The 23,222-nt window shown below is 68.0% G+C and carries 20 protein-coding genes; 16 read left to right on the top strand and 4 right to left on the bottom strand.

Going from position 1 to position 23,222, the window contains the following annotated elements:
• Window positions 1-71 precede the first annotated feature (71 nt).
• Window positions 72-1,169, top strand: a complete 1,098-nt coding sequence (gene nicT / locus QOC76_RS12595; RefSeq protein WP_526357167.1) for a Nickel transporter NicT — start codon at window positions 72-74, stop codon at window positions 1,167-1,169.
• A 1-nt stretch (window position 1,170) separates the two neighbouring features.
• On the opposite strand, the gene mtr is transcribed toward nicT, so the two are convergent.
• Window positions 1,171-2,583 (bottom strand): mycothione reductase, encoded by a 1,413-nt coding sequence (gene mtr / locus QOC76_RS12600; protein WP_526357168.1) that lies wholly within the window; start codon window positions 2,581-2,583, stop codon window positions 1,171-1,173.
• A 5-nt stretch (window positions 2,584-2,588) separates the two neighbouring features.
• Window positions 2,589-3,605, bottom strand: coding sequence for an alpha/beta hydrolase (locus tag QOC76_RS12605; protein ID WP_526357169.1), 1,017 nt, complete (start codon window positions 3,603-3,605; stop codon window positions 2,589-2,591).
• Between the two features lie 146 nt (window positions 3,606-3,751).
• Here QOC76_RS12605 and QOC76_RS12610 point away from each other — a divergent pair, with 146 nt between their 5' ends.
• From QOC76_RS12610 to QOC76_RS12650, 9 genes are all read left to right on the top strand, one after another.
• Complete coding sequence (locus QOC76_RS12610) at window positions 3,752-4,219, top strand: GNAT family N-acetyltransferase (RefSeq protein WP_526357170.1); 468 nt, start codon at window positions 3,752-3,754, stop codon at window positions 4,217-4,219.
• 5 nt (window positions 4,220-4,224) lie between these two features.
• Window positions 4,225-6,063, top strand: coding sequence for a magnesium chelatase subunit D family protein (locus tag QOC76_RS12615; RefSeq protein ID WP_526357201.1), 1,839 nt, complete (start codon window positions 4,225-4,227; stop codon window positions 6,061-6,063).
• 13 nt (window positions 6,064-6,076) lie between these two features.
• Window positions 6,077-6,691, top strand: coding sequence for a cob(I)yrinic acid a,c-diamide adenosyltransferase (gene cobO / locus QOC76_RS12620; RefSeq protein WP_526357171.1), 615 nt, complete (start codon window positions 6,077-6,079; stop codon window positions 6,689-6,691).
• A gap of 112 nt (window positions 6,692-6,803) precedes the next feature.
• Window positions 6,804-8,186, top strand: coding sequence for a cobyrinic acid a,c-diamide synthase CobB (locus QOC76_RS12625; RefSeq protein ID WP_526357172.1), 1,383 nt, complete (start codon window positions 6,804-6,806; stop codon window positions 8,184-8,186).
• Window positions 8,183-9,379 (top strand): uroporphyrinogen-III C-methyltransferase, encoded by a 1,197-nt coding sequence (cobA, locus tag QOC76_RS12630; RefSeq protein WP_526357173.1) that lies wholly within the window; start codon window positions 8,183-8,185, stop codon window positions 9,377-9,379. The genes QOC76_RS12625 and cobA overlap by 4 nt, the downstream gene beginning before the upstream one ends.
• A 33-nt stretch (window positions 9,380-9,412) precedes the next feature.
• Window positions 9,413-10,993 carry an MFS transporter gene (locus QOC76_RS12635; protein ID WP_526357174.1) on the top strand — a complete coding sequence of 527 codons (1,581 nt, stop codon included), beginning with the start codon at window positions 9,413-9,415 and terminating at the stop codon, window positions 10,991-10,993.
• 79 nt (window positions 10,994-11,072) lie between these two features.
• Entirely contained in the window at window positions 11,073-12,593 is a 1,521-nt protein-coding gene (locus tag QOC76_RS12640) for an MFS transporter (protein WP_526357175.1), read from the top strand.
• A 43-nt stretch (window positions 12,594-12,636) separates the two neighbouring features.
• Window positions 12,637-13,968, top strand: coding sequence for an alpha/beta fold hydrolase (locus tag QOC76_RS12645; RefSeq protein WP_526357176.1), 1,332 nt, complete (start codon window positions 12,637-12,639; stop codon window positions 13,966-13,968).
• 38 nt (window positions 13,969-14,006) lie between these two features.
• On the top strand, window positions 14,007-15,752 hold the full coding sequence (locus tag QOC76_RS12650; protein ID WP_526357177.1) for a proline--tRNA ligase: 1,746 nt from the start codon (window positions 14,007-14,009) through the stop codon (window positions 15,750-15,752).
• 75 nt (window positions 15,753-15,827) lie between these two features.
• Here the strand turns inward: QOC76_RS12650 and QOC76_RS12655 are convergent, their stop codons facing one another.
• Together QOC76_RS12655 and QOC76_RS12660 are read right to left on the bottom strand one after the other, a co-directional pair.
• A complete protein-coding gene (locus QOC76_RS12655) occupies window positions 15,828-16,295 on the bottom strand; it encodes a ferritin-like domain-containing protein (protein ID WP_526357178.1) in 468 nt (155 codons plus the stop codon).
• Entirely contained in the window at window positions 16,292-16,783 is a 492-nt protein-coding gene (locus tag QOC76_RS12660; RefSeq protein WP_526357179.1) for a hypothetical protein, read from the bottom strand. Before QOC76_RS12660 ends, QOC76_RS12655 begins: the two co-directional genes overlap by 4 nt.
• 121 nt (window positions 16,784-16,904) lie before the next feature.
• Between QOC76_RS12660 and rimP the strand changes: the two genes are divergently transcribed.
• The 6 genes from rimP (at window position 16,905) to QOC76_RS12690 (ending at window position 23,218) form a co-directional block, all read left to right on the top strand.
• Entirely contained in the window at window positions 16,905-17,462 is a 558-nt protein-coding gene (rimP, locus tag QOC76_RS12665) for a ribosome maturation factor RimP (RefSeq protein ID WP_526357180.1), read from the top strand.
• A complete protein-coding gene (gene nusA, locus QOC76_RS12670) occupies window positions 17,459-18,502 on the top strand; it encodes a transcription termination factor NusA (protein WP_526357181.1) in 1,044 nt (347 codons plus the stop codon). The genes rimP and nusA overlap by 4 nt, the downstream gene beginning before the upstream one ends.
• A 153-nt stretch (window positions 18,503-18,655) precedes the next feature.
• Window positions 18,656-18,910 carry a DUF448 domain-containing protein gene (locus QOC76_RS12675; protein ID WP_526357182.1) on the top strand — a complete coding sequence of 85 codons (255 nt, stop codon included), beginning with the start codon at window positions 18,656-18,658 and terminating at the stop codon, window positions 18,908-18,910.
• A gap of 80 nt (window positions 18,911-18,990) precedes the next feature.
• On the top strand, window positions 18,991-21,738 hold the full coding sequence (gene infB, locus QOC76_RS12680) for a translation initiation factor IF-2 (RefSeq protein ID WP_526357183.1): 2,748 nt from the start codon (window positions 18,991-18,993) through the stop codon (window positions 21,736-21,738).
• Window positions 21,739-22,233, top strand: coding sequence for a 30S ribosome-binding factor RbfA (gene rbfA / locus QOC76_RS12685; RefSeq protein WP_526357184.1), 495 nt, complete (start codon window positions 21,739-21,741; stop codon window positions 22,231-22,233).
• Entirely contained in the window at window positions 22,220-23,218 is a 999-nt protein-coding gene (locus QOC76_RS12690) for a DHH family phosphoesterase (protein ID WP_526357185.1), read from the top strand. Before rbfA ends, QOC76_RS12690 begins: the two co-directional genes overlap by 14 nt.
• Window positions 23,219-23,222 lie beyond the last annotated feature (4 nt).

Below are 23,222 nucleotides of genomic sequence, written 5' to 3' on the forward strand. Positions count from 1 at the left end.
CGCCGGACTGAGACATACCTGAAGATCTGTTCAGCTAGACAGGTGTGCAGCTTGGGTCCTAGGCTCGGCTGGTGAGCATCGCGACGCAGTCGAAGGTCTCCGATTCCAAGCGATTCGATCGAACCGATTGGATCACGATCGCCTCGATCGGTGGTGTCGTGCTGGCCCTTCACGTCTTCGGTTGGGGCGTTCTGATCTTCGGTGTCGCGCCGCAGCACATCACGCTCGGGTCCGCGGGGGTATTCGGTGTCGGGCTCGGCGTGACGGCCTATCTGCTTGGAGTGCGGCACGCGTTCGACGCAGACCACATCGCTGTCATCGACAACACCACCCGCAAGCTGGTCGGGGAGGGAACGCGATCGCTGTCCGCCGGCTTCTGGTTCTCACTCGGCCATTCGAGCGTCGTGTTCGGCCTGGCGTTCCTGTTGGCGATCGGCGTGCGCGCCGTGGTGGGACCCGTGCAGGACGAGGGTTCCCCGCTGCTTCAGACCCTCGCGTTGGTCGGCTCGCTGGTCGCGGGCACCTTCCTCATCTTGATCGGGCTCTCCAACCTGTTCGCCGCGGTGGGCATCGCCAAGGTCTTCCGCCGGATGCGCAGCGGCGAGCTCGATGAGGCCGAACTCGAGCGGCAGCTGCAGCAGCGTGGGCTTCTGGCGCGGCTGTTCGCCAAGGTCATGCGCCGGGTCAGTAAGCCAAGCCATCTCTACCCGGTCGGTCTGCTGATGGGCCTCGGCTTCGACACGGCCACTCAGGTGGCATTGCTGGTGCTCGCCGCGGGAACGGCCGCCTTCACCCTGCCTTGGTACGCCATCCTGGTGCTGCCCGTGTTGTTCGCCGCCGGGATGAGCCTCTTCGATGCGATTGACGGCATCCTGATGTCGCGGGCCTACGGGTGGGCCTTCCTTCAGCCCGTCCGCAAGGTCTATTACAACCTGACCGTGACGGTGTTGTCGGTGATCGTGGCTCTGGTCATCGGCGTCATCGTGCTCGCCGGCCTTCTGGCCGAGCGCCTGGGCGTGGAAACCGGTCCGCTGGCCGTGATCGGATCGGCGAACCTGGAGTTCGTCGGGTTCATGATCGTCGGACTGTTCGTCGCGGCCTGGTTGATCGCCCTGGCGGTCTGGCGCTTCGGAGAGGTCGAGAAGCGCTGGGCTCCTGCGCACGACTAGGTCAGTGCCTGCGGGCGGGCGGCCATGGCGGCTCGCCGCACAACGAAAGCAGCGCATTCTCGATGACCTCCGGCAGCGCCGGGTGAATCCAGTACTGGCCGCGGGCCATGTCCTGGCCGGCGAGTCCGAAACTCATCGCCTGGATGATCGGCTGAATCAGCGATGAGGCCTGATAGCCCATGATGTGTGCGCCGAGGATCTTGCCGGTTTCGGCTTCGACGATGATCTTGGCGATGCCGGTGGTGTCCTCCATCGCCCAGCCGTAGGCCACGTCACCGTAGTCCTGCACTTTCGATCTGACGTCGTATCCCAGTGCGCGGGCCTGGTTTTCGGTCAGGCCCACCATCGCGATCTGCGGGTCGGTGAAGACGGCCGAGGGCACGTAGCGGTGGTCGGACCGTTTGAGGGACGCGGTGTCGTCCCAGTCCAGCAGCAGGTTCTCCCGCACCACGCGGGCCTCATGGTTGGCCACATGCTTGAGCTGGTAGTCAGAGCTGACGTCACCGAGCGCGAAAACACCACGGGCCGCGGTGCGTTGGTACTCGTCGACGACGATGCTTCCGTCGCGAACCTCGATTCCGGCCGATTCGGCGTCGAGCTGGTCGCCGTTGGGGATCCGGCCGGTCGCCACCAGCACCGCGTCGGCCCCTAGCGTCGCGCCGTTGTCCATGGTGAGGGTGATGCCGTTGTCGTCCTGCGTCGCGCCGAGGACATTGCAGTGGTTGTGGATCTCCCACTTCTTGGACGCGATGTCGGTGAACCGTTCGCATATGGTGTCGTCGCAGTGCTTGAGCAGCGTGCCGCCGCGGATGACGAGCGAGACCCGGGTACCCAGCGCCGCGAAGGTGTGCGCGAATTCTGCGGCGACGAAGCCGCCGCCGATGATGACGAGATGGGATGGCAGTTCACCGATTCGCATGATGGTGTCGCTGGTGTAGTAGTCGACACCGCAGTCGCTGACCGCGTCGGGCACAGACACACGCGAGCCCGCGGCGATCACCACCTGGTCGGCGGTGAACTCCTGGCCGCCTTCGGTGCGCAACATGTAGCGGCCGTCGGCGGTGCGCTCGGCGAAGCGGGTGTGGGTGTCGAACACCGAGACGTTCGGCGACGAGCGGCGGTAGTTCTCGCCCCCCATCGCGATCGGGTCGATGCGACCGAACACGCGCGAGACGATGTCGTTCCAGCGGACGCCGTCGAGCGTCGCGTCGACACCGAAGCGCGCTGTGTCCCTGACGTTCTGCGACACCTCGGCGGCATAGACGAACATCTTCGTCGGGATGCAGCCCACGTTGAGACACGTTCCGCCGAACGTGCCCTGTTCGCAGATCGCCACCCGCTTGTCGGTGTAGCGCTCGTCGAGAAGGGAATTGCCCGAGCCGGTGCCGATGATTGCGATGTCGAAATGTTCCATCCAGGTCATCCTTGTTCGGATTGTGCTGTGGCGCCGGCCGATTCAGTCCACTGGACATACCAGTCCAGCCAGTTGCCCAGTTCGCGGAACGCGGCGGCGCGCGGCGCGGCCATCGACAGGAAGACGTCGTGTTTGGCGTCGACGATGGGAACGACCGTGGTCCTGTTGCCGATGCAGCCGGCCCACCGCGCGATCTGCTTGACGTCGAGCACGGCGTCACCGCACTGGATGGTCTCCGGGTTTGGCACCTCGCGAACGCTGTGATCCGAGCGCAGGATCAGGTTCGGCACGCCGACGTCGAGCCCGCGGTGCAAACGCGCGTGTCCCCGTCTGATCGCGTTGATCCAGCCGAACGTCACCGGGAATCCGCCGACCGGCTTCCAGCCCAGGTCGTAGTCGAACTCGCCGTGGTAGTCGCGATGCAGTGAGCTGCCGTAACCGCCTTCCGTCGGCGATCGGGCAACCAGCTTCTTGCGGAACCGGGATACCGCGCCGATCGCGGCGGTGCCGGCGGTGCGCAGGATGGCGGGGCCCTGCAGGTCCAGCCACGGGCTGTTCAGTACGAGCCCGTTGACGTGGTTGGCCGCGGTCGCCCCGCGGCGCCGCAACCGGTCTAGCCACAGCGACACAATCAGCCCGCCCGCCGAGTGTCCGTACACCAGCACCATCGCCTCACCGGTGGCCGCGGCGACGATGTCGAGTGCGCGCTCCAGCTCGGTGTCGTATCGGGCCAGATCGGTGGTGAAGTGCGGCGTCTGGCCCTCCCGCCAGGAGCGGCCGCATTTGTGCAGGTCGAGGGCGTAGAAGGCGAAGCCGCGGTCGATGAAGCGGTCGGCGACCTCGGTGTGGAAGAAATAGTCGGTGAACCCGTGCACCAGCAACACGGCGTGGTCGACGTCCTGCTCGTGATCGCCTGCGCGAACCAGGGTGGCCACCAGGTCGCCCTCCCCGTCCGGATCGGGGCCGAGCGGGAGCGTCTGCTGCCAGTAGCCGGGCAGTACGTCGGGCTCCCAGGCAGTCACGTCAGCTACCTTAACCGCGGCCAGGCGGCCCGGTTGGCGTCGACGCCCGCGGGATAACCTGGGAATCGTGTCCACGCCGGTGTCTCATCCATGAGGGCCCGAAGGCGACCGCGTGTGAGGATCGCAGCGAAGCGAGGACCCGAGGCATGAGTGTTGCGCTGCGCCGCGCCTGGGCCAAGGATCTCGACACCGCCACCCTCTACGAGCTGCTCAAGCTGCGGGTCGAGGTGTTCGTCGTCGAACAGGCAACGCCGTACCCGGAGCTCGACGGCCGCGACCTGCTGGCCGAAACCCGTCACTTCTGGCTGGAGGGCCCCGATGGCGATGTCATCTGCACCCTGCGGCTGATGGAAGAACACTCCGGTGGTGAGAAGGGTTTCCGCATCGGGCGGGTGTGCACCAAGCGCACGGCGCGCGGGCACGGTCACGCGAATCGGCTGCTGCAGGCTGCGCTGGCAGAGGTGGGAGACTACGCCTGCCGCATCAACGCCCAGACCTACCTGGAAGACATGTACAAACAACTCGGCTTCGTCCGCGACGGCGATGAGTTCCTCGACGACGGGATCCCGCACGTGCCGATGCTGCGCGACCGCAACGAAACCGGGCAACCGTGACACCGATCTACCCGTTCAGCGCCATCGTCGGACACGACCGGCTGCGGCTGGCGCTTGTGCTGTGCGCAGTGCGATCGGAGATCGGCGGTGTGCTGATCCGCGGCGAGAAGGGCACGGCTAAGTCGACGGCGGTGCGCGGCCTTGCGCAGGTGCTGTCGTCCGTCGACGAAGGGTCGGCGCTCGTCGAGTTGCCCATCGGCGCCACCGAGGACAGGGTGGTCGGCTCGCTGGATCTGCAGCGTGTCCTCGGCGAGGGCGAGCACGCCTTCAAGCCGGGGCTGTTGGCCCGTGCTCACGGCGGCGTGCTGTACGTCGATGAGGTCAACCTGCTGCACGACCACCTTGTCGATGTCCTGCTCGATGCGGCTGCGATGGGCCGGGTCCACATCGAACGGGACGGCGTCTCGCACAGTCACGAGGCCCGGTTCGTGTTGATCGGCACCATGAACCCCGAGGAGGGCGAGCTGCGCCCGCAGCTGCTCGACCGGTTCGGTCTGACCGTCGACGTGCAGGCATCGCGTGACGTCGACGTGCGGGCCGACGTCATCCGCGCCCGAATGGCGTTCGAGGCGGACCCCGCCGCCTTCGCCGCCGCATACGCCGAACAGGACGCCGAGCTGGCCACGCGCATCACCGCGGCCCGCCGCTTCGTCGGCGATGTGGTGTTGCCGGACAACGAGTTACGGCGTATCGCCGCGCTGTGTGCGGCTTTCGACGTGGACGGGATGCGCGCCGACCTGGTGGTCGCGCGCACCGCTGTCGCGCACGCCGCATGGCGCGGGTCGCGCACGGTGGACGAGAACGACATCCGGCTGGCCGCCGAGCTGGCGCTGCCGCATCGGCGCAGGCGTGACCCCTTCGACGACCCCGGGCTCGACCCCCAGCAGCTCGACGACGCGATGGCGCAAACGCAGGAGCAGGCCGGCGACCCCGACCGCGACCTTGACCCCGACCCGGATCCGGACCAGCCGGACGGCGGGGGCACGTCGTCGACTGATTCGAATCATCCGGCACCCCAGCGTAATTCGTCATCGAAGACCCACCCAAGCGCCGCCCCGTCGGGTGTCTTTCGAACCCGGACGCTGGTCGTGCCGGGTGTGGGGGAGGGTGCACCCGGGCGTCGCTCGCGGGCGCGCAACCGCACGGGAACGGTCGTCTCGTCGACGACGGATCCCGACGAAGGCCATGGCGTGCATGTCTTCGCTACTCTGCTGGCCGCAGCGCATCGACAACGGGGACCCGGTCGTCCGCGCCTGGAACCCGACGACGTGCGTCGCGCGATTCGGGAAGGCCGCGAGGCAAACCTGGTGATCTTCGTCGTCGACGCCTCGGGTTCGATGGCAGCCCGCGACCGGATGTCGGCGGTCAGCGGTGCGACGCTGTCGCTGCTCCGCGACGCCTATCAGCGCCGGGACAAGGTCGCGGTGATCACCTTCCGTGCCCAGGACGCCACCGTGCTGCTGCCGCCCACGTCGTCGGTGCACATCGCCGGGCGCAGGCTGGCGCGCTTCGACACCGGCGGGAAAACCCCACTGGCCCAGGGGCTGATGGCCGCACGCGACATGGTCGTGCGGGAGAAGGCGCGCGATCGTGCGCGCCGCAGTCTTGTGGTGGTCCTCACGGACGGCCGGGCCACCGGCGGCCCCGATCCGTTGGGACGGACGCGGATGGCGGCGGCACGTCTGGTCGCCGAGGGCGCGGCCGCCGTCGTCGTCGACTGCGAAACATCCTTCGTCCGGTTGGGTTTGGCTGAGCAGCTCGCGGTGCAACTCGCCGCGCCGTCGGTGCGGCTCGCGCAGTTGCGGGCCGACAGTCTCAGCGCCGTGGTCCGCACCGCCGCATAAGGGAGGTTTGGAGATGCCACAGGGCCGTCCACTGGCCGTCCCCGAGGACGGCCTGACCACGCGCGCCCGCCGCAATGCACCACTGCTCGCGGTGCACACCGGCGCAGGCAAGGGCAAGTCGACCGCCGCCTTCGGGATGGCACTGAGGGCGTGGAATCAGGGCTTCGACGTCGCGGTGTTCCAGTTCGTCAAGAGCGCCAAGTGGAAAGTCGGCGAGGAGGCCGCTTTTCGTGAGCTCGGCCGGATCCACGAGCAGCACGGCGTCGGCGGCCCTGTCGAGTGGCACAAGATGGGGTCCGGTTGGTCATGGTCACGCAAGGCGGGCACCGATGTCGACCACGCCGCCGCCGCGGCCGAAGGCTGGGCCGAGATCGCCAGGCGGCTCGCCGAGCAGCGCCACCAATTCTACGTGCTCGACGAGTTCACCTATCCACTGAAGTGGGGCTGGATCGACGTCGACGAGGTGATCGCCACCCTCACGGCACGGCCCGGCACCCAGCACGTCGTGATCACCGGTCGCGACGCCCCGCCGCAGCTGTTGGACGCCGCTGATCTGGTGACCGAGATGACCAAGGTGAAGCACCCGATGGATGTCGGGCGCAAGGGCCAGAAGGGCATCGAGTGGTGACTCTCAACCCAGGCGGCAGTGCGTGTCTGCCGCCGGTGTGCCGCGAGCGTGCGCAGAATGACGTTTTTCTGCGGCGTGTTGCGCGCAGACACGCACCGTCGCGGGGGATGGGATGAGCGGACGCAGCGTTCCGGCCGTGCTGATCGCCGCACCGGCTTCGGGTAGCGGAAAGACAACGGTGGCAACGGGTTTGATCGGTGCACTGCGGCTGGCAGGGCATCGGGTCGCGCCGTTCAAGGTGGGTCCCGATTACATCGACCCGGGCTATCACACGCTGGCCGCGGACAGGCCGGGGCGCAACCTCGACCCGGTACTCGTCGGCGACGACCTGATCGGACCGCTTTACCGGCACGGCAGCGACGGCTGCGACATCGCCGTGGTCGAGGGTGTGATGGGCCTGTTCGACGGACGCATCGACGGCGTCATGACCGGCCCGGCCGCCGGGTCGAGCGCCCACGTCGCAGGCCTGCTCGGCGCGCCGGTGATCCTCGTCGTCGACGCCAGAGGGCAGAGCCACAGCATGGCCGCGCTGCTGCACGGCTTCTCGACGTTCGACGAATGCACCCGCATCGCGGGGGTGATCCTCAACCGCGTGGGTTCACCGCGCCATGCCGACGTGCTTCGGCAAGCCTGCGAGCACGCCGGTGTCCCAGTGCTCGGCGCCGTACCACGAGTCGCTGAATTGACCGTCCCCTCACGGCATCTGGGTCTGGTCACGGCCGTCGAGCACGGTCATCACGCCCGCGCCGCGGTCGGTGCGATGACTTCTCTGGTCGCTGCGCACGTCGACGTGCCAGGCGTCGCCGCCGCCGCGGGCGGACACGTCGCCGCGGAACGGTGGAGTCCCCAGAACGCCGTCGGCGACCGAAAGTCCGGACGCGTCACGGTGGCTCTCGCGGCGGGCAAGGCGTTCAGCTTCGGCTACGCCGAACACCCCGAACTGCTCAGGGCGGCGGGTGCCGACGTCGTCGAGTTCGACCCGCTGACCGACGAGTTGCCGCCCGACACCGCGGCGCTGGTGCTGCCCGGCGGCTTCCCCGAGGAATTCAGCACCGAGCTGTCGGCCAACGACCGTGTTCGGCAGCAGATCGCGGCGCTCGCAGCAGACGGCGCACCCGTGCATGCGGAGTGCGCGGGTCTGACCTACCTCGTGGACGAACTCGAGGGGCATCCCATGTGCGGCGCGCTCGCGGGCACGGCCCGGTTCACCGACAGCCTGACGCTTGCCTACCGTGACGCGGCCGCAACCGCCGACTCGTCGCTGTACGCCGCGGGGGAGCGCGCCGTCGGACACGAATTCCACCGCACCTCAGTTACATTCACCGACGACTATCAGCCGGCCTGGGTGTATCGCGGGCCCGCGGGCGCCGTTGTCCGCGACGGCGCCGTGCACGGCGGTGTGCACGCGAGTTATCTGCACACCCATCCGGCGGCCCGGCCTCAGGCGATATCACGCTTCGTCGAGGCCGCCGCAACCTCTAGGCTCGCCCAGTGACCGAGAACGCCTACCTCGTCGGCCTGCAACTCGCCGGCAAGAAGGTCGTGGTGGTCGGCGGCGGCACCGTCGCCCAGCGCCGACTCCCGCTGCTGGTCGCCACCGGTGCGGACGTCCACGTCATCTCCAGGTCCGCAACCCCTGCGGTCGAAGCCATGAGCGGAATCACGCTGACGCTGAGGCCTTTTCGAGACGGTGATCTCGAGGGCGCGTGGTACGTCATCGCCGCCACCGACGATCCCGACGTCAACGCGGCCGTCGTGGACGAGGCCGAGCGGCAGCGGATCTTCTGCGTGCGGGCCGACGCAGGCCGAGAAGGCACCGCGGTCACGCCTGCGACGTTCGAGTACGAGGGCCTTGCGGTGGGCGTGCTGGCCGGCGGCGAACACCGACGCTCCGCGGCGATCCGGTCGGCGATCCATGAGGCGTTCCAGCAGGGCCTGATCGCGGGTGACGCGCCCGGCGTCGTGCATGGCGGTGTCGCGCTGGTCGGCGGCGGCCCCGGCGATCCCGAGTTGATCACCGTGCGTGGGCGGCGACTTCTGGCCCACGCCGACGTGGTGGTCGCCGACCGGCTCGCACCGCCGGAACTTCTGGCCGAACTCGCCCCGCACGTCGAGGTGATCGACGCCGCGAAGATCCCCTACGGCCGGGCGATGGCGCAGGACGCGATCAACGCCGTGCTCATCGAACGGGCCAGGGAAGGCCGGTTCGTCGTGCGTCTCAAGGGCGGCGACCCGTTCGTGTTCGCGCGCGGCTACGAGGAAGTGATCGCGTGCACCGACGCCGGGATTCCGGTCACTGTGGTGCCGGGTGTGACAAGTGCCATAGCGGTTCCTGCGATGGCGGGCGTTCCGGTCACACATCGTTCCGTGACGCACGAGTTTGTGGTGGTCAGCGGCCACGTTGCGCCGGGACACCCCGAATCGTTAGTAAATTGGGATGCGCTGGCCGCGATGTCGGGCACGATCGTTTTGCTGATGGCCGTCGAGCGGATCGAGCAGTTCGCCAAGGTGCTGCTGGATGGCGGCCGACCTGCGGATACCCCGGTGCTGGTGGTCCAGCAGGGCACGACGTCCGCGCAGCGAACTTTGCGGACGACGCTGACCGACGCGCCAGAGCAGATCCGGTCCGAGGGGGTACGACCACCCGCGATCATCGTGATCGGGCCGGTGGCGGCCTTCGGCGGTTAAAGGGATCTTAAGATTACTGTAAGGTAACCAGCTATGACGGCTCTCAATGACGCAGAGCGCGCCGCCATCCGACGTGACGCTGAAGGCGGAACGGATCGGGCGCTTCCGGAGAAGGTAAAGCACTCCGCGGTAGCGAAAACCAGCAGGTACCCGGAATGGCTGCCCTCTCGACGCTTCATCGCCGCGGTCGTGGCGATCGGCGGTATGCAGCTGCTTGCCACCATGGACAGCACGGTCGCGATCGTTGCGCTTCCTAAGATCCAAGACGAGCTCAGCCTTTCCGACGCAGGTCGCAGCTGGGTCATCACGGCCTATGTGCTCACGTTCGGTGGCTTGATGCTGCTGGGCGGACGGCTCGGCGACACCATCGGCCGCAAACGCACCTTCATCGTCGGTGTTGCGCTGTTCACCATCGCCTCGGTCCTCTGCGGTATCGCATGGGACGAGACGACGTTGGTGATCGCGCGGCTTCTGCAGGGCGTCGGGTCGGCGATCGCCTCGCCGACGGGTCTCGCGCTCGTCGCCACGACCTTCCCGAAGGGACCCGCGCGCAATGCTGCAACGGCGGTGTTCGGCGCGATGACCGCCATCGGCTCGGTGATGGGCCTCGTCGTCGGCGGCGCACTCACCGAGGTTTCTTGGCGGTGGGCGTTCCTCGTCAACGTGCCGGTCGGCCTGGTGATGATCTATCTGGCGCGCACCAGCCTGCGCGAGACGCACAAGGAGCGGATGAAGCTCGACGCGTCCGGCGCCATCCTGGCGACGCTCGGCTGCACCGCCGCGGTGTTCGGCTTCTCGATGGGCCCCGAGCAGGGCTGGCTCACGCCGGTGACCCTGGGCTCGCTCGCCGCCGCGGGCGTATTCCTGATCGCCTTCATCATCGTCGAGCGCTCCGCGCAGAATCCCGTCGTGCCGTTCGAGTTGTTCAGGGACCGCAACCGGCTGGCCACCTTCGCCGCGATCTTCCTTGCCGGCGGTGTGCTGTTCACGCTGACCGTGACCATTGGGCTGTACGTGCAGGACATCCTCGGCTACAGCGCGTTACGCGCGGGCATCGGCTTCATCCCGTTCGTGCTCGCGATGGGCGTCGGCCTCGGGCTGTCGGCGCAGCTGGTGTCGATGTTCCCGCCGCGGGTGCTGACGATCTCGGGCGGCGTGCTGGTGCTCGGCGCCATGCTGTACGGCTCCACACTCAACGCAGGAATCCCGTACTTCCCGAACCTCGTTGCGCCGATCGTCGTGGGCGGATTCGGCATCGGCATGATCGTGGTCCCGTTGACCATCTCGGCGATCGCCGGCGTCGGCTTCGACCAGATCGGCCCGGTGTCGGCCATCGCGCTGATGCTCCAGAACCTGGGCGGACCGCTGGTGCTCGCCATCATCCAGGCCGTGATCACGTCGCGGACGCTGTATCTCGGTGGCACCACGGGGCCGGTCAAGAACATGGACTCCGTGCAACTGCACGCGCTGGACCAGGGCTACGCGTACGGCCTGCTGTGGGTCGCCGCCGTGGCCGTGGCAGTCGGTGCCGTGGCGCTGTTCATCGGCTACACCGCCGAGCAGGTCGCGCACGCGCAGGAAGTCAAGGACGCGATCGACCACGGAGACCTGTAGCGCTTGCGATTCGGGCGTGATTTCGTGCGCTGAGCGCCGGTAATCACGCCGAATTCGCTCATGGGTAGGCTGGCAAGCCATGTCTGCGGTGGGTGGTTCCAGCGAGTCGACGGAGCGCTCCGCGGGGAATCTGACAACGCACATTCTGGGCATCGCGATCTTCGCGATCACCGGCATGCAGTTGATGTCCACGCTCGACGGCACCATCGTCATCGTCGCGCTGCCGCGTCTGCAGGCCGAGCTCGGCCTCTCCGACGCAGGCAAGAGCTGGGTCATCACCGCCTATGTGCTGACCTTCGGCGGCCTGCTGTTGATCGGCGGCCGTGTCGGCGACGCCATCGGTCACAAGCGGGCGTTTCTGTCCGGTGTCGGCGTGTTCACGATCGCGTCGCTGGTATGCGGCATGGCCACTGACGGCGTCACGCTGATCGTCGCCCGCGCGGTGCAGGGCACAGGGGCGGCCATCGCGGCGCCGACCGGGCTGGCGCTGATCGCGACGACCTATGCCGTCGGCAATGCCCGCAACCGCGCGTTCGCGGTGTCGGCCGCCATGCAGGCCTCCGGTTCGGTGCTGGGTCTGGTGCTCGGCGGCGCGCTGACGGTCGTGTCGTGGCGGCTGGCGTTCCTGATCAATGTCCCGATCGGCATCGTCATCATCTGGGTGGCTGCGACCCGGCTGGCCGAGACCACCCACGAGCGACTCAAACTCGACGTCACCGGCGCGTCGCTGGCCACGCTGGCGTGCACGTCGGCGGTGCTGGTGTTCACGCAGGGCCCCCCGCGCGGCTGGATCGACCCGTGGGTCATCGGGGCGGCCGTCGCCGCGGTGGTGTTCCTCGCCGCCTTTTTGCTCGTCGAGCGCACCGCCGAGCACCCGATCATCCCGTTCTCGGTGTTCGACAACCGCAGCCGCGTCATGACGTTCGTCTCGCTGTTCATGGCAGGCGGCGTGATGCTGACCGCGACCGTGATCATCGGGCTCTACGTCCAGGACGTGATGGGGTACTCCGCGCTGCGGGCCGGCATCGCGTTCCTGCCGTTCGCGGGCGCCTTCGGGTTGGGCACCCTGCTGGCGACGCGTACGGCGCCGGTCATCTCGCCGCGATGGCTGATCATCGGCTGCGGCACGCTCGTGCTCGCCGCGATGTTGTACGGCTCGACGCTGGACCGGTCGATCTCGTACTTCCCCGACTTCGTGGTGCTGATCGTGGTGGGCGGCTTCGGAATCGGCGTGATCTCGGTGATCCTGCCGCTCTGCGCGGTGGCCGACGTAGGCCCGCGCGAGATAGGGCCGGTCTCGGCCATTCAGCTGATGGTCTACAACCTCGGCGGACCGCTGGTGCTCGTGGTGATCCAGGCGGTGCAGACGTCGCGCACCCTCTATCTGGGTGGCACCACCGGACCCGTCTCCGGCATGACGTCGAGCCAGCTCGACGCGTTGGACCACGGGTACACCTACTCGCTGTTGTGGGTCGCGGGCATCGCGGTGGTGGTGGGCGCAGCGGCGCTCGGGATCGGTTTCAGCGCACGGCAGATCGCCGCAGCCCAGCACACCCGTGAGGCGTTCGAGGCAGGCGAGCTGGAAGAAGGCAAGCCGTAGAAATCTTCATCGCCCCGCCTCGGTCGGTGTCACACTTGGCGACGTGAGCGTCGGACGTGTGCAATATGCGCGACACGGAGACGTCCGGCTCGCTTACCGGGTGATGGGCGAGGGCGAGATCCCGATCGTGCTGATCCCGGGCTGGGTCAGCAATGTCGATCTGTATGACGACCCCACCACCGTCTACGCCGGTATCGCCGAGCGGCTGAGTCGGCATGCGCGGCTGATCGTATGGGACAAACGCGGGACCGGGCTGTCGGATCCGGTGACCCACGTGCCGCCGATCGACGAGCGCATGGACGATTTGCGGGCCGTACTCGACGCGGCCGACGTCGAATACCCTGCACTGTTCGGTATCTCCGAGGGCGGTCCGATGAGCATTATGTTCGCCGCGACATATCCGGATCGCGTCCGCTCCCTGGTGCTGGCGGGCACGACGGTCCGGTTCGCCCAGGAATTGCCCGATTTTCCATGGGGATACACGCAGGAACAGATCGCCGCGGGCCTCGAGGACATCGACAAACATTGGGGCGAGGGCGCTTTGGCGGAGTTGTTCTTCGGGCCGATCGCCGACGTACCCGGTGTGCGCGAGATGTTCGGCAAGGAGCAGCGGGCGTGCGCGAGCCCGATGATGGCACGCATGATGTGGCAGGCCGTCTTTGAGATCGACGTCCGTGCTGTGCTCGGCAGCGTCCGTACGCCGACCCTGGTGATGGCTCGCAGAGGGGATCGCATTGCGTGCTTCGAAGGCGCCAAGGCGCTCGCCGAAGGTATACCGAACGCCGAGTTCCTGGGGATGCCGCCGGGCGAACACTACGCAAGTGATCTGCTCGACCTGTTCCCCGCGACGGTGCTGAAATTCGTTGGCCAGCAAGCCGATGCGACGCCCGCCGAGCGGGTGCTGAGCACCGTTCTGTTCACCGATATCGTCGGCTCGACGGAATTGCTCGCTGCGCAGGGCGACGAGCACTGGCGTCGACATCTCGACGACCACGACCGGCTGGTCGACACGGTGTTGGCAAGATACGGCGGCAGGCGGGCGAAACACACCGGCGACGGGATCTTCGCACTCTTCGACGGCCCGACGAAGGCGGCTCGCTGCGGGCTGGACCTCGTGCCCGCACTGGCCACCCACGGCATCCCGATCCGAGCGGGCGTGCACATCGGCGAGTGCGAGAAACGCGGCGACGAGTGGAGCGGCATGGCGGTTCACGTCGGAGCACGGATCGGTGCGATGGCCGGAGCGGGTGAGGTGTTGACCAGCCGGACGGTGCGAGACCTATCCGCAGGCTCGGGCCTGGTCTTCGAAGGCTTGGGCGCCCACCGGCTCAAGGGATTGCCCGAGGACACCGAGGTTTTCCGCGTCAAGGCCTGACTCGGCGGCGAATCGATGCGCCGATAAGCTTGCCGACTGTGATCACCCGCATGTCCGAGCTGTTCCTGCGCACGCTGCGCGACGACCCGGCCGACGCCGAAGTGCCCAGCCACAGGTTGTTGATCCGCGCCGGCTACGTCCGCCCGGTCGGACCCGGGCTGTACAGCTGGCTGCCGCTGGGCCTGCGGGTGCTGCGCAAGATCGAGCAGGTTGTGCGCCGCGAGATGAACGCCATTGGCGGGCAAGAGATTCTGTTTCCCGCGCTGCTGCCACGCGCTCCGTACGAGACGACGAACCGGTGGACGGAGTACGGTGACGGCGTTTTCCGGCTGAAGGACCGCCGCGACAACGACTATCTCCTTGGGCCGACCCACGAAGAGCTCTTCACGCTGACCGTGAAGGGGGAGTACAGCAGCTACAAGGACTTCCCGGTACTGCTGTATCAGATTCAGACGAAATACCGCGACGAGGCTCGGCCGCGCGCGGGCATCCTGCGCGGACGCGAGTTCGTCATGAAGGACTCCTACTCCTTCGACGTCGACGACGCCGGGCTTGATGCGGTGTATCACCGCCATCGCGGCGCCTACCAGCGCATCTTCGACGAGTTGGGCGTCCGCTACGTCATCGTGTCGGCAGTGTCCGGGGCTATGGGCGGCAGCGCGTCGGAGGAGTTCCTCGCCGAAAGCGAGATCGGCGAGGACACCTTCGTGCGCTGCCTGGAGTCCGGGTACGCCGCCAATGTCGAGGCCGTCGTGACCGCCGTGCCGGGCGCTGTGCCGTTCGACGGTCTGCCCGACGCCAAAGTGCATGACACGCCCGACGCCCCGACCATCGCCACGCTGGTCGATTGGGCCAACACCGTCGATCTGGGGCGCGAGATCACCGCCGCGGACACCCTGAAGAACGTTCTGTTGAAAGTGCGCCAGCCCGGCGGCGAATGGGAACTGCTGGCGATCGGTGTGCCCGGTGATCGTGAGGTCGACGAGAAGCGGCTCGGCGCCGCGCTCGATCCCGCCGAGTACGCCCTGCTCGACGACGCGGACTTCGCCAAGAACCCGTTTCTTGTGAAGGGCTATGTCGGCCCGAAGGCATTGCGGGACAACGGTGTTCGTTATCTCGTCGATCCGCGGATCGTGGCAGGCACCTCGTGGATCACCGGTGCGGACGCACCCAACAAGCACGTCGTGGGTCTGGTCATGGGTCGTGACTTCACCGCCGATGGCACGATCGAGGCTGCCGAGGTACGTGATGGCGACCCGTCGCCGGACGGGGCGGGCGAGCTGGTGTCCGCCCGCGGCATCGAGATCGGCCACATCTTCCAGCTCGGCCGCAAGTACACCGACGCATTCTCCGTCGACGTGCTCGGCGAGGACGGCAAGCCGGTGCGGCCCACCATGGGGTCCTACGGCATCGGGGTGTCGCGGCTGGTGGCGGTGATCGCCGAACAGCATCACGACGACCTCGGGTTGCGCTGGCCGTCGTCCGTCTCGCCGTTCGACGCCCATGTCGTCATCGCCAACAAGGACGAGGCCGCCAGGGCAGGCGCCGATGAGCTGGCCGCCGAACTGGACGGGCTCGGTGTCGAAGTGTTGCTCGACGACCGGAAGTCCTCACCCGGCGTGAAGTTCAAGGATGCCGAGTTGCTCGGCGTGCCGTGGATCGTGGTCGTCGGCCGCGGCTGGGCCGATGGGGTGGTCGAGCTGCGCAACCGGTTCAGCGGCGAGACGCGCGAGGTCCCTGCCGACGGCGCGGCCGCCGAGATCGCGAAGGCACTCGCCTCTTAACCGCGAGCAGACGCTTAAGTACGCCGCGACCGGGCATTTCGCAGGCATTAGCGTCTGCTCGCGCAGGGAAGGTGACTACTCGCTGCCGCCGGGGAAGGCCACCGGCCTCGGCACGCCGAGCACGCGGCTCCAACGGGCGGCGGCCACGGCGGCCCGCGTCAGCGCCGTGACCGCGAAGGTGCGCTCCTCGGTGCTGGTCGCCTGTTCGAGCGCCGCCCGCCACGCCACCGCGGTGTCCTCTTCCATCCGCACTGCGAGGTTTGCCGCATCGGTCGGGTTGTCCAGCTGCATCGGCAGCTGATAGCCGGCGGCGGGCAGCGGCGGGTCAACGCCACGGCCCTTCAACTCCTCGATCGCGGCCTCGCGTCGCTCGCGGTGCTCGGCCATCGCGGCCGCCACCAAGTCGTTCTCGTCGGGACTCGAGTGCGCCGACACCAGGCCGTAGCCGTAGATGACGGCGTGCTCGGTGGTCACGGCGTCGAAGAGCGCGGCCGCATCGGGGTCAGGCGGCCTGGCAGGGCCGGTCGGTTCGGCAGAGGTCACGCGAGCGCCACCGTGTAGGCCGCGGTACACGATGCGGCGATCGAGCCGAGCAGCCCGGCCCGGTAACCGGACATCTGGGCCGCCAGCCGGCCCGCGCTGTCGGCGGACGTGCGCAGCGCGTCCACGACGTCCTTTGTCGTGGGCGCCTTCGCCTGCGCGGCGGTGGTCGTCGTGGTCGACGGCGACGTGGCGGCCTCGCCGGTCAGACGCGCGATCTCATCGGCCAGCGCCTCGGCGTGCTTCGACCGATCGGCCGAGACAGCGGCCAGCGCGGGCCGCAGCGGCGGCTCGGCGGTCGCGGCGGCGTCGCTGGCCAGCTGGCTGTCGGCGCGGGCCATATCCAGTTGCGTCGTCAGGTCCCCGAGCTCCGGCGGCGGCGGTGGCTTGCCGCATGCCGTGGCGGTGACGCCCAGCGCCGCCAGCGCGGTCGTCCCAAGCAGCATGCGCCGCCTGCTGACGACGGGTGAGGCACTCGGCACGGATGCCATCCTGCCATTGCCGAAAACGGCTCTGTGTATTCGCTGGGCAGGGCTGCGGGAATCCGGTTCGCCTGCTGAGCACTGGCGTATCGTTGGCCACGTCGGGACAATTCAACATGAGGAGCTCGCCGTGGCATCGGATCCGCAGCTGCGGTCTGCGAGATTGCCCTCGCAGCAGCAGGTGATCGAGCTACTCGACGGCGAGTTCGCGCGCGCAGGTTACGAAATCGAGGACGTCGTCATCAACACCGGCGCTCGTCCGCCACGAATCACGGTGATAGCCGACGGCGACGAAGGCCTCGACCTCGACTCGATCGCCCGGCTGTCCCGGTCCGCATCCGAACTACTCGATTCCGCCGACGCGTCGAAATCCGATTCGCCCTATGTCCTCGAGGTGACGTCGCCGGGCGTGGACCGCCCGCTCACCGAGGAGAAGCATTATCGGCGGGCGCGCGGCCGCAAGGTCGAGCTGACACTGTCCGACGGGTCGCAACTGACGGGCAGGCTCGGCGAAACGCGGGACGGCGCAGTCGATCTGGTGGTGCGCGAAGGAGCAAGGGGGAGCTACTCCGTGCGCGAACTGCCACTCAGTGGCATCACCAAAGGCGTTGTCCAAGTGGAGTTTTCACCTCCAGACCGGCGGGAGCTCGAGCTGGCCGGTCAAACGGGGAAGGGGGGCGGAACATGAATATCGACATGGCCGCGTTGCACGCGATCGAGTCCGACAAGGGCATCTCGGTCGACGTCGTCGTCGAGACCATCAAGTCCGCGTTGCTCACCGCATATCGCCATACCGAGGGCCACGAAGCCGACGCTCGGATCGAGATCGACCGCAAGACCGGCGTCGTGCAGGTGCTGGCGCGCGAAACCGACGAAGACGGCAACGTCCTCAACGAATGGGACGACACCCCAGAGGGATTCGGCCGCATTGCGGCCACCACCGCGCGCCAGGTCATCCTGCAGCGGCTGCGCGACGCCGAGAACGAGAAGAACTACGGCGAGTTCTCCACTCGCGAGGGCGAGATCGTCGGCGGCGTCATCCAGCGCGACAGCCGCGCCAACGCCCGCGGCCTCGTCGTCGTCCGGATGGGAAGCGAGACGAAGGGTTCCGAGGGCGTCATTCCATCCGCCGAGCAGGTCCCCGGCGAGAGCTACGAACACGGCGACCGGCTGCGTTGCTACGTCGTCGGCGTCTCCCGCGGTGCCCGCGAACCGTTGATCACGCTGTCGCGCACGCACCCGAACCTGGTCCGCAAGCTGTTCTCGCTGGAGGTGCCCGAGATCGCCGACGGCTCCGTCGAGATCGTCGCGGTGGCCCGCGAGGCAGGCCACCGGTCCAAGATCGCGGTGACCTCACGGGCGCCGGGGCTCAACGCCAAGGGCGCCTGCATAGGGCCGATGGGTCAGCGGGTGCGCAACGTGATGAGCGAGCTCTCCGGGGAGAAGATCGACATCATCGACTACGACGAGGACCCGGCCAAGTTCGTCGCCAACGCTCTTTCGCCCGCCAAGGTGGTGTCCGTGCAGGTGATCGACGAGGCCGCCCGCGCGGCCCGGGTGGTGGTACCGGACTTCCAGCTGTCGCTGGCGATCGGCAAGGAGGGCCAGAACGCCCGGCTCGCGGCCCGGTTGACCGGCTGGCGCATCGATATCCGAAGCGATGCCGCCGCCGCTGCGGACACCCCGTCGAAACCGGACGCGACGCACGGCGCTGTGCACGACAGATAGCGGATTCGGCCGTTTCGTTTCGCGGGGGGAGGGACGGTAGACTCAGGCGTGATCCAGCGCGAGACTTCGGCTTCGCCGCATCGAAGTACGGAAGGACCCGTACGGACGTGCGTCGGCTGCCGAAAGCGAGAGCTGGCCGCCGGACTGCTTCGGGTGGTTGCTCGCAACAGTGGGAATGGCGTTTACGCCGTAACCGTTGACCGAGGAGGTAACCTGCCTGGGCGGGGCGCTTGGTTGCACCCTGACCAGCAGTGTTTGCACGCAGCAATCCGGCGGCGAGCATTCGCTCGAGCGTTGCGCATCACCGGCTCACCGGAAACATCCGCGGTGCTGGAGCACTTCGAATCACTCGAAGCGCCTCGGCTCCCGGCTACAGAACAGGCAGCGAAGAACATGAGCACACCGTGAAGTCCAGACGATGACCATGCGTCATAGCTAAACCCGAGGCGCGGCCCTACCACCGCTGTCGCCTCTAAGACAGGAGAGAAGTGGCAGGCAAGGCCCGCGTACACGAGTTGGCTAAGGAACTCGGTGTAACCAGCAAGGAAGTACTCGCCCGACTGAGTGAACAGGGCGAATTCGTCAAATCAGCATCCTCCACCGTGGAGGCCCCCGTCGCGCGCCGGCTGCGCGAATCCCTCGGCGGAGCAAAGTCCGCAGCGGATAAGGTCAAGGCCGACGGCAACGGTGCGCCGGCCAAGGTGGCGGCCGCGTCGGCACCCGCGCCCGCCAAGGCGCCGGTCGCCAAGCCGGCGGCTCCAGCAGCGCCCGCAGCCCCGGCGCAACCGGCACCGGCACCCGCACCCGCAGAGCCCGCGGCACCTGCCGCAGCGGCTATGCCTGCTGCGGCGGCGTCGGCCGCATCGGCTCCTGCACCGGCACGCCCGGGCCCGACACCCGGTCCCCGGCCCGCAACGCCGGGACCCAAGCCCGCGCCGCGCACGCCGCGCGTCGGAAACAACCCGTTCTCCTCGGCGCAGCCGGTCGAGCGGGCGATTCCGCGGCCGCAAGCACCGCGACCCGGGGCTCCGAGGCCCGGCGGCGGTCCACGTCCCGGCGCGTCGCCAGGCAACATGCCGCCCCGTCCCGGTGGCGCAACAGGCCGTCCGGCACGCCCGGGCGGCGGCGCGCGGCCCGCTCCCGGCGGCCGCGGCCCCGGTGGTGGCGGCGGACGTCCCGGTGGCCCCCCCGGCGGCGGCGGTAACTATCGCACCGGCGGCCCCGGTGGCGCTGGCGGTGGCGGCGGTGCACCCGCTGGAGGCGGCTATCGCGGCCGCCCCGGTGGTGGTGGCGGCGGCCGTCCCGGCCAGCGTGGCGGTGCCGCGGGTGCGTTCGGTCGTCCCGGTGGTGCGCCCAAGCGCGGCCGCAAGTCGAAGCGGGCGAAACGCGCCGAATACGAGAACATGCAGGCGCCCGTCGTCGGCGGCGTTCGGTTGCCGCACGGCAACGGCGAGACCGTCCGGCTGGCCCGCGGCGCATCGCTGTCCGACTTCGCCGAGAAGATCGACGCCAACCCGGCTGCTCTGGTGCAGGCGCTGTTCAACCTCGGTGAAATGGTCACGGCCACCCAGTCGGTCGGCGACGAGACGCTGGAACTGCTCGGCGGCGAAATGAACTACGTCGTGCAGGTCGTGTCCCCGGAGGACGAGGACCGCGAACTGCTGCAGTCCTTCGATCTCACATATGGCGAGGATGAGGGCGGCGAGGATGACCTCGAGTTCCGTCCGCCCGTGGTCACCGTCATGGGTCACGTCGACCACGGCAAGACCAGACTGCTGGACACCATCCGCCAGGCCAACGTCCGCGAGGAAGAGGCGGGCGGCATCACCCAGCACATCGGCGCCTACCAGGTGGCCGTCGCTTTCGATGGCGGCGAGCGGCTCATCACCTTCATCGACACCCCGGGCCACGAGGCGTTCACCGCCATGCGTGCCCGCGGCGCCAAGGCCACCGATATCGCGATCCTGGTGGTCGCCGCCGACGACGGCGTCATGCCGCAGACGGTGGAGGCCATCAACCACGCGCAGGCGGCCGATGTGCCGATCGTGGTTGCGGTCAACAAGATCGACAAGGAGGGTGCCGATCCGTCGAAGATCCGCGGACAGCTGACCGAATACGGTTTGGTGCCAGAGGAATTCGGTGGTGACACCATGTTCGTCGACATCTCGGCGAAGCAGGGCACCAACATCGCGGCGCTGGAAGAGGCGGTGCTGCTGACCGCTGACGCCGCCCTCGACCTGCGGGCCAACCCGGACATGGAGGCCCAGGGTGTGGCCATCGAGGCGCACCTGGACCGCGGTCGCGGACCGGTGGCGACCGTGCTCATTTCGCGCGGCACGCTGCGGGTCGGCGACTCGGTGGTGGCGGGCGACGCCTACGGCCGGGTCCGTCGCATGGTCGACGAGCACGGCGAGGACGTCGAGGCGGCGTTCCCGTCGCGGCCGGTGCAGGTCATCGGTTTCACGTCGGTGCCGGGCGCTGGTGACAACCTCCTGGTCGTCGACGAGGACCGCATCGCGCGTCAGATCGCCGACCGCCGCAGCGCGCGCAAGCGCAACGCGATGGCGGCCCGCACCCGCAAGCGGATCAGCCTGGAGGACCTGGATTCGGCGTTGAAGGAAACCAGCCAGCTGAACCTGATCCTCAAGGGCGACAACGCAGGCACCGTGGAGGCGCTGGAGGAGGCCCTGCTGGGCATCCAGATCGACGACGAGGTCGAACTGCGCGTCATCGACCGTGGCGTCGGCGGCGTCACCGAGACCAACGTCAACCTGGCGTCGGCCTCGGACGCCGTGATCATCGGCTTCAACGTTCGAGCCGAGGGTAAGGCCACCGAGCTGGCCAACCGTGACGGCGTCGAGATCCGCTACTACTCGGTGATCTACCAGGCCATCGACGAGATCGAGAGCGCGCTCAAGGGCATGCTCAAGCCGATCTACGAGGAGAAGGAGCTGGGCCGGGCGGAGATCCGCGCGATCTTCCGGTCGTCCAAGGTCGGCAACATCGCCGGCTGCCTGGTCACTTCCGGGGTCATCCGCCGCAATTCGAAGGCACGGCTGCTGCGCGACAACGTCGTGGTCAATCAGCAACTCACCGTGTCGTCACTGCGCCGGGAGAAGGACGACGTCACCGAGGTGCGCGACGGCTACGAGTGCGGTTTGACGCTGACCTATTCCGACATCAAGGAAGGCGACGTCATCGAAACGTACGAGCTCGTCGAAAAGGAGCGCACATAGATGGTCGATGTGGGTCGGGCCCGTCGGCTCTCCAAGCGCATCGCCACCGTCGTCGCCACCGCGATCGAGTTCGAGATCAAGGATCCCCCGTTGGCCTTCGTGACCGTCACGGACACGAAGGTGACGGGAGACCTGCACGACGCCACCGTGTACTACACAGTCCGCGGCGCGACGTTGCAGGACGAACCGGACTACGCGGGGGCCGCGGCGGCGCTGGAGCGCGCCAAAGGCACGTTGCGCACCAGGGTGGGCGCGGCCACCGGTGTCCGGTTCACCCCGACGCTGGCGTTCGTGCTCGACAAGGTGCCCGAGACCTCCGCGCACATGGAGGAGCTGCTGGCCCGCGCCCGCGCCGCAGATGAGGATTTGGCGAGAGTTCGGCAGGGCGCCAAGCATGCGGGCGACGAGGACCCGTATCGTCAGGATCGGGTGGAGGGTATCGACGGGGAGCCGGAGAACGAGCTAGACGCTGAGGACACCGTTGACCGCGATTGATCCGAAGACCGACGCAGACTTGGTGGGTCAGCGCGTCGACGCCAATGGCGCGGCCGAACTCCTCGATGCGGCGGCCTCGGTCAGCGTTGTCTGCCACGTCTTTCCCGACGCCGACACGGTCGGCGCAGGATTGGCGTTGGCGCTGGTGCTTGATCATGCGGGCAAGGACGTCGAAGTCAGCTTCGCGGCACCAGACAGGCTGCCCGAATCCCTTCAGTCGCTGCCCGGCGGTCATCTGCTCATCCCTCCGAACGACATGCGCCGCGACGCCGACCTGGTGGTCACCGTCGACATTCCGAGCGTGAACCGGCTCGGCGCGCTACGCCAGCTCGCGGAGCCCGGCCGCGAGGTGCTGGTGATCGACCACCACGCGTCCAATCAGCTGTTCGGCAGCGCCAATTTCGTCGAGCCGTCCGCGGACTCCACCACGATGCTGGTTGCCGACCTGCTCGACGCCTGGAACAAGCCGATCGACGCCGGGGTTGCGCACTGTCTGTACGCCGGGCTGACCACCGATACCGGGTCGTTCCGCTGGGCCACTGCACGAGCACACCGGCTGGCCGCCCGGCTGGTGGAGTTGGGCGTCGACAACGCAGGCATCAGCCGCACACTTCTGGACACCCATCCGTTCGCGTGGCTGCCGATGCTGTCGCGCGTGCTGTCGTCCGCAAAACTGCTGCCCGACGCCGCCGCAGGCGGTGGCCTCGTGTACGCCATTGTCGGACACCAGGAGTGGGTCGATGCGCGGCCCGAGGAAGTCGAAAGCATCGTCGACATCGTGCGCACCACTGAGCAGGCGGAGGTCGCCGCGGTCTTCAAGGAGATCGAACCGGGGCACTGGTCGGTGTCGATGCGCGCCAAGTCGATCGATCTGGCCGCCATCGCCAGCGCGTTCGGCGGCGGAGGGCACCCGCACGCCGCCGGCTACTCGACGTCAGGACCCGTCGACGACGTCGTCCGGGCGCTCCACCTTGCTCTTGGCTGACGGA

The sequence above is a fragment of the Mycobacterium sp. genome, assembly GCF_032159565.1.
Taxonomy (GTDB): domain Bacteria; phylum Actinomycetota; class Actinomycetes; order Mycobacteriales; family Mycobacteriaceae; genus Mycobacterium.

What these genes read in the sequence shown, in the direction of transcription:
- mtr (WP_526357168.1), bottom strand. Translation starts at nt 2,583, where the DNA reads ATGGAACATTTCGACATCGCAATCATCGGCACCGGCTCGGGCAATTCC.
- cobO (WP_526357171.1), top strand. Translation starts at nt 6,077, where the DNA reads ATGCCACAGGGCCGTCCACTGGCCGTCCCCGAGGACGGCCTGACCACG.
- QOC76_RS12610 (WP_526357170.1), top strand. Translation starts at nt 3,752, where the DNA reads ATGAGTGTTGCGCTGCGCCGCGCCTGGGCCAAGGATCTCGACACCGCC.
- nusA (WP_526357181.1), top strand. Translation starts at nt 17,459, where the DNA reads ATGAATATCGACATGGCCGCGTTGCACGCGATCGAGTCCGACAAGGGC.
- QOC76_RS12660 (WP_526357179.1), bottom strand. Translation starts at nt 16,783, where the DNA reads ATGGCATCCGTGCCGAGTGCCTCACCCGTCGTCAGCAGGCGGCGCATG.
- rbfA (WP_526357184.1), top strand. Translation starts at nt 21,739, where the DNA reads ATGGTCGATGTGGGTCGGGCCCGTCGGCTCTCCAAGCGCATCGCCACC.
- QOC76_RS12640 (WP_526357175.1), top strand. Translation starts at nt 11,073, where the DNA reads ATGTCTGCGGTGGGTGGTTCCAGCGAGTCGACGGAGCGCTCCGCGGGG.
- QOC76_RS12635 (WP_526357174.1), top strand. Translation starts at nt 9,413, where the DNA reads ATGACGGCTCTCAATGACGCAGAGCGCGCCGCCATCCGACGTGACGCT.
- QOC76_RS12625 (WP_526357172.1), top strand. Translation starts at nt 6,804, where the DNA reads ATGAGCGGACGCAGCGTTCCGGCCGTGCTGATCGCCGCACCGGCTTCG.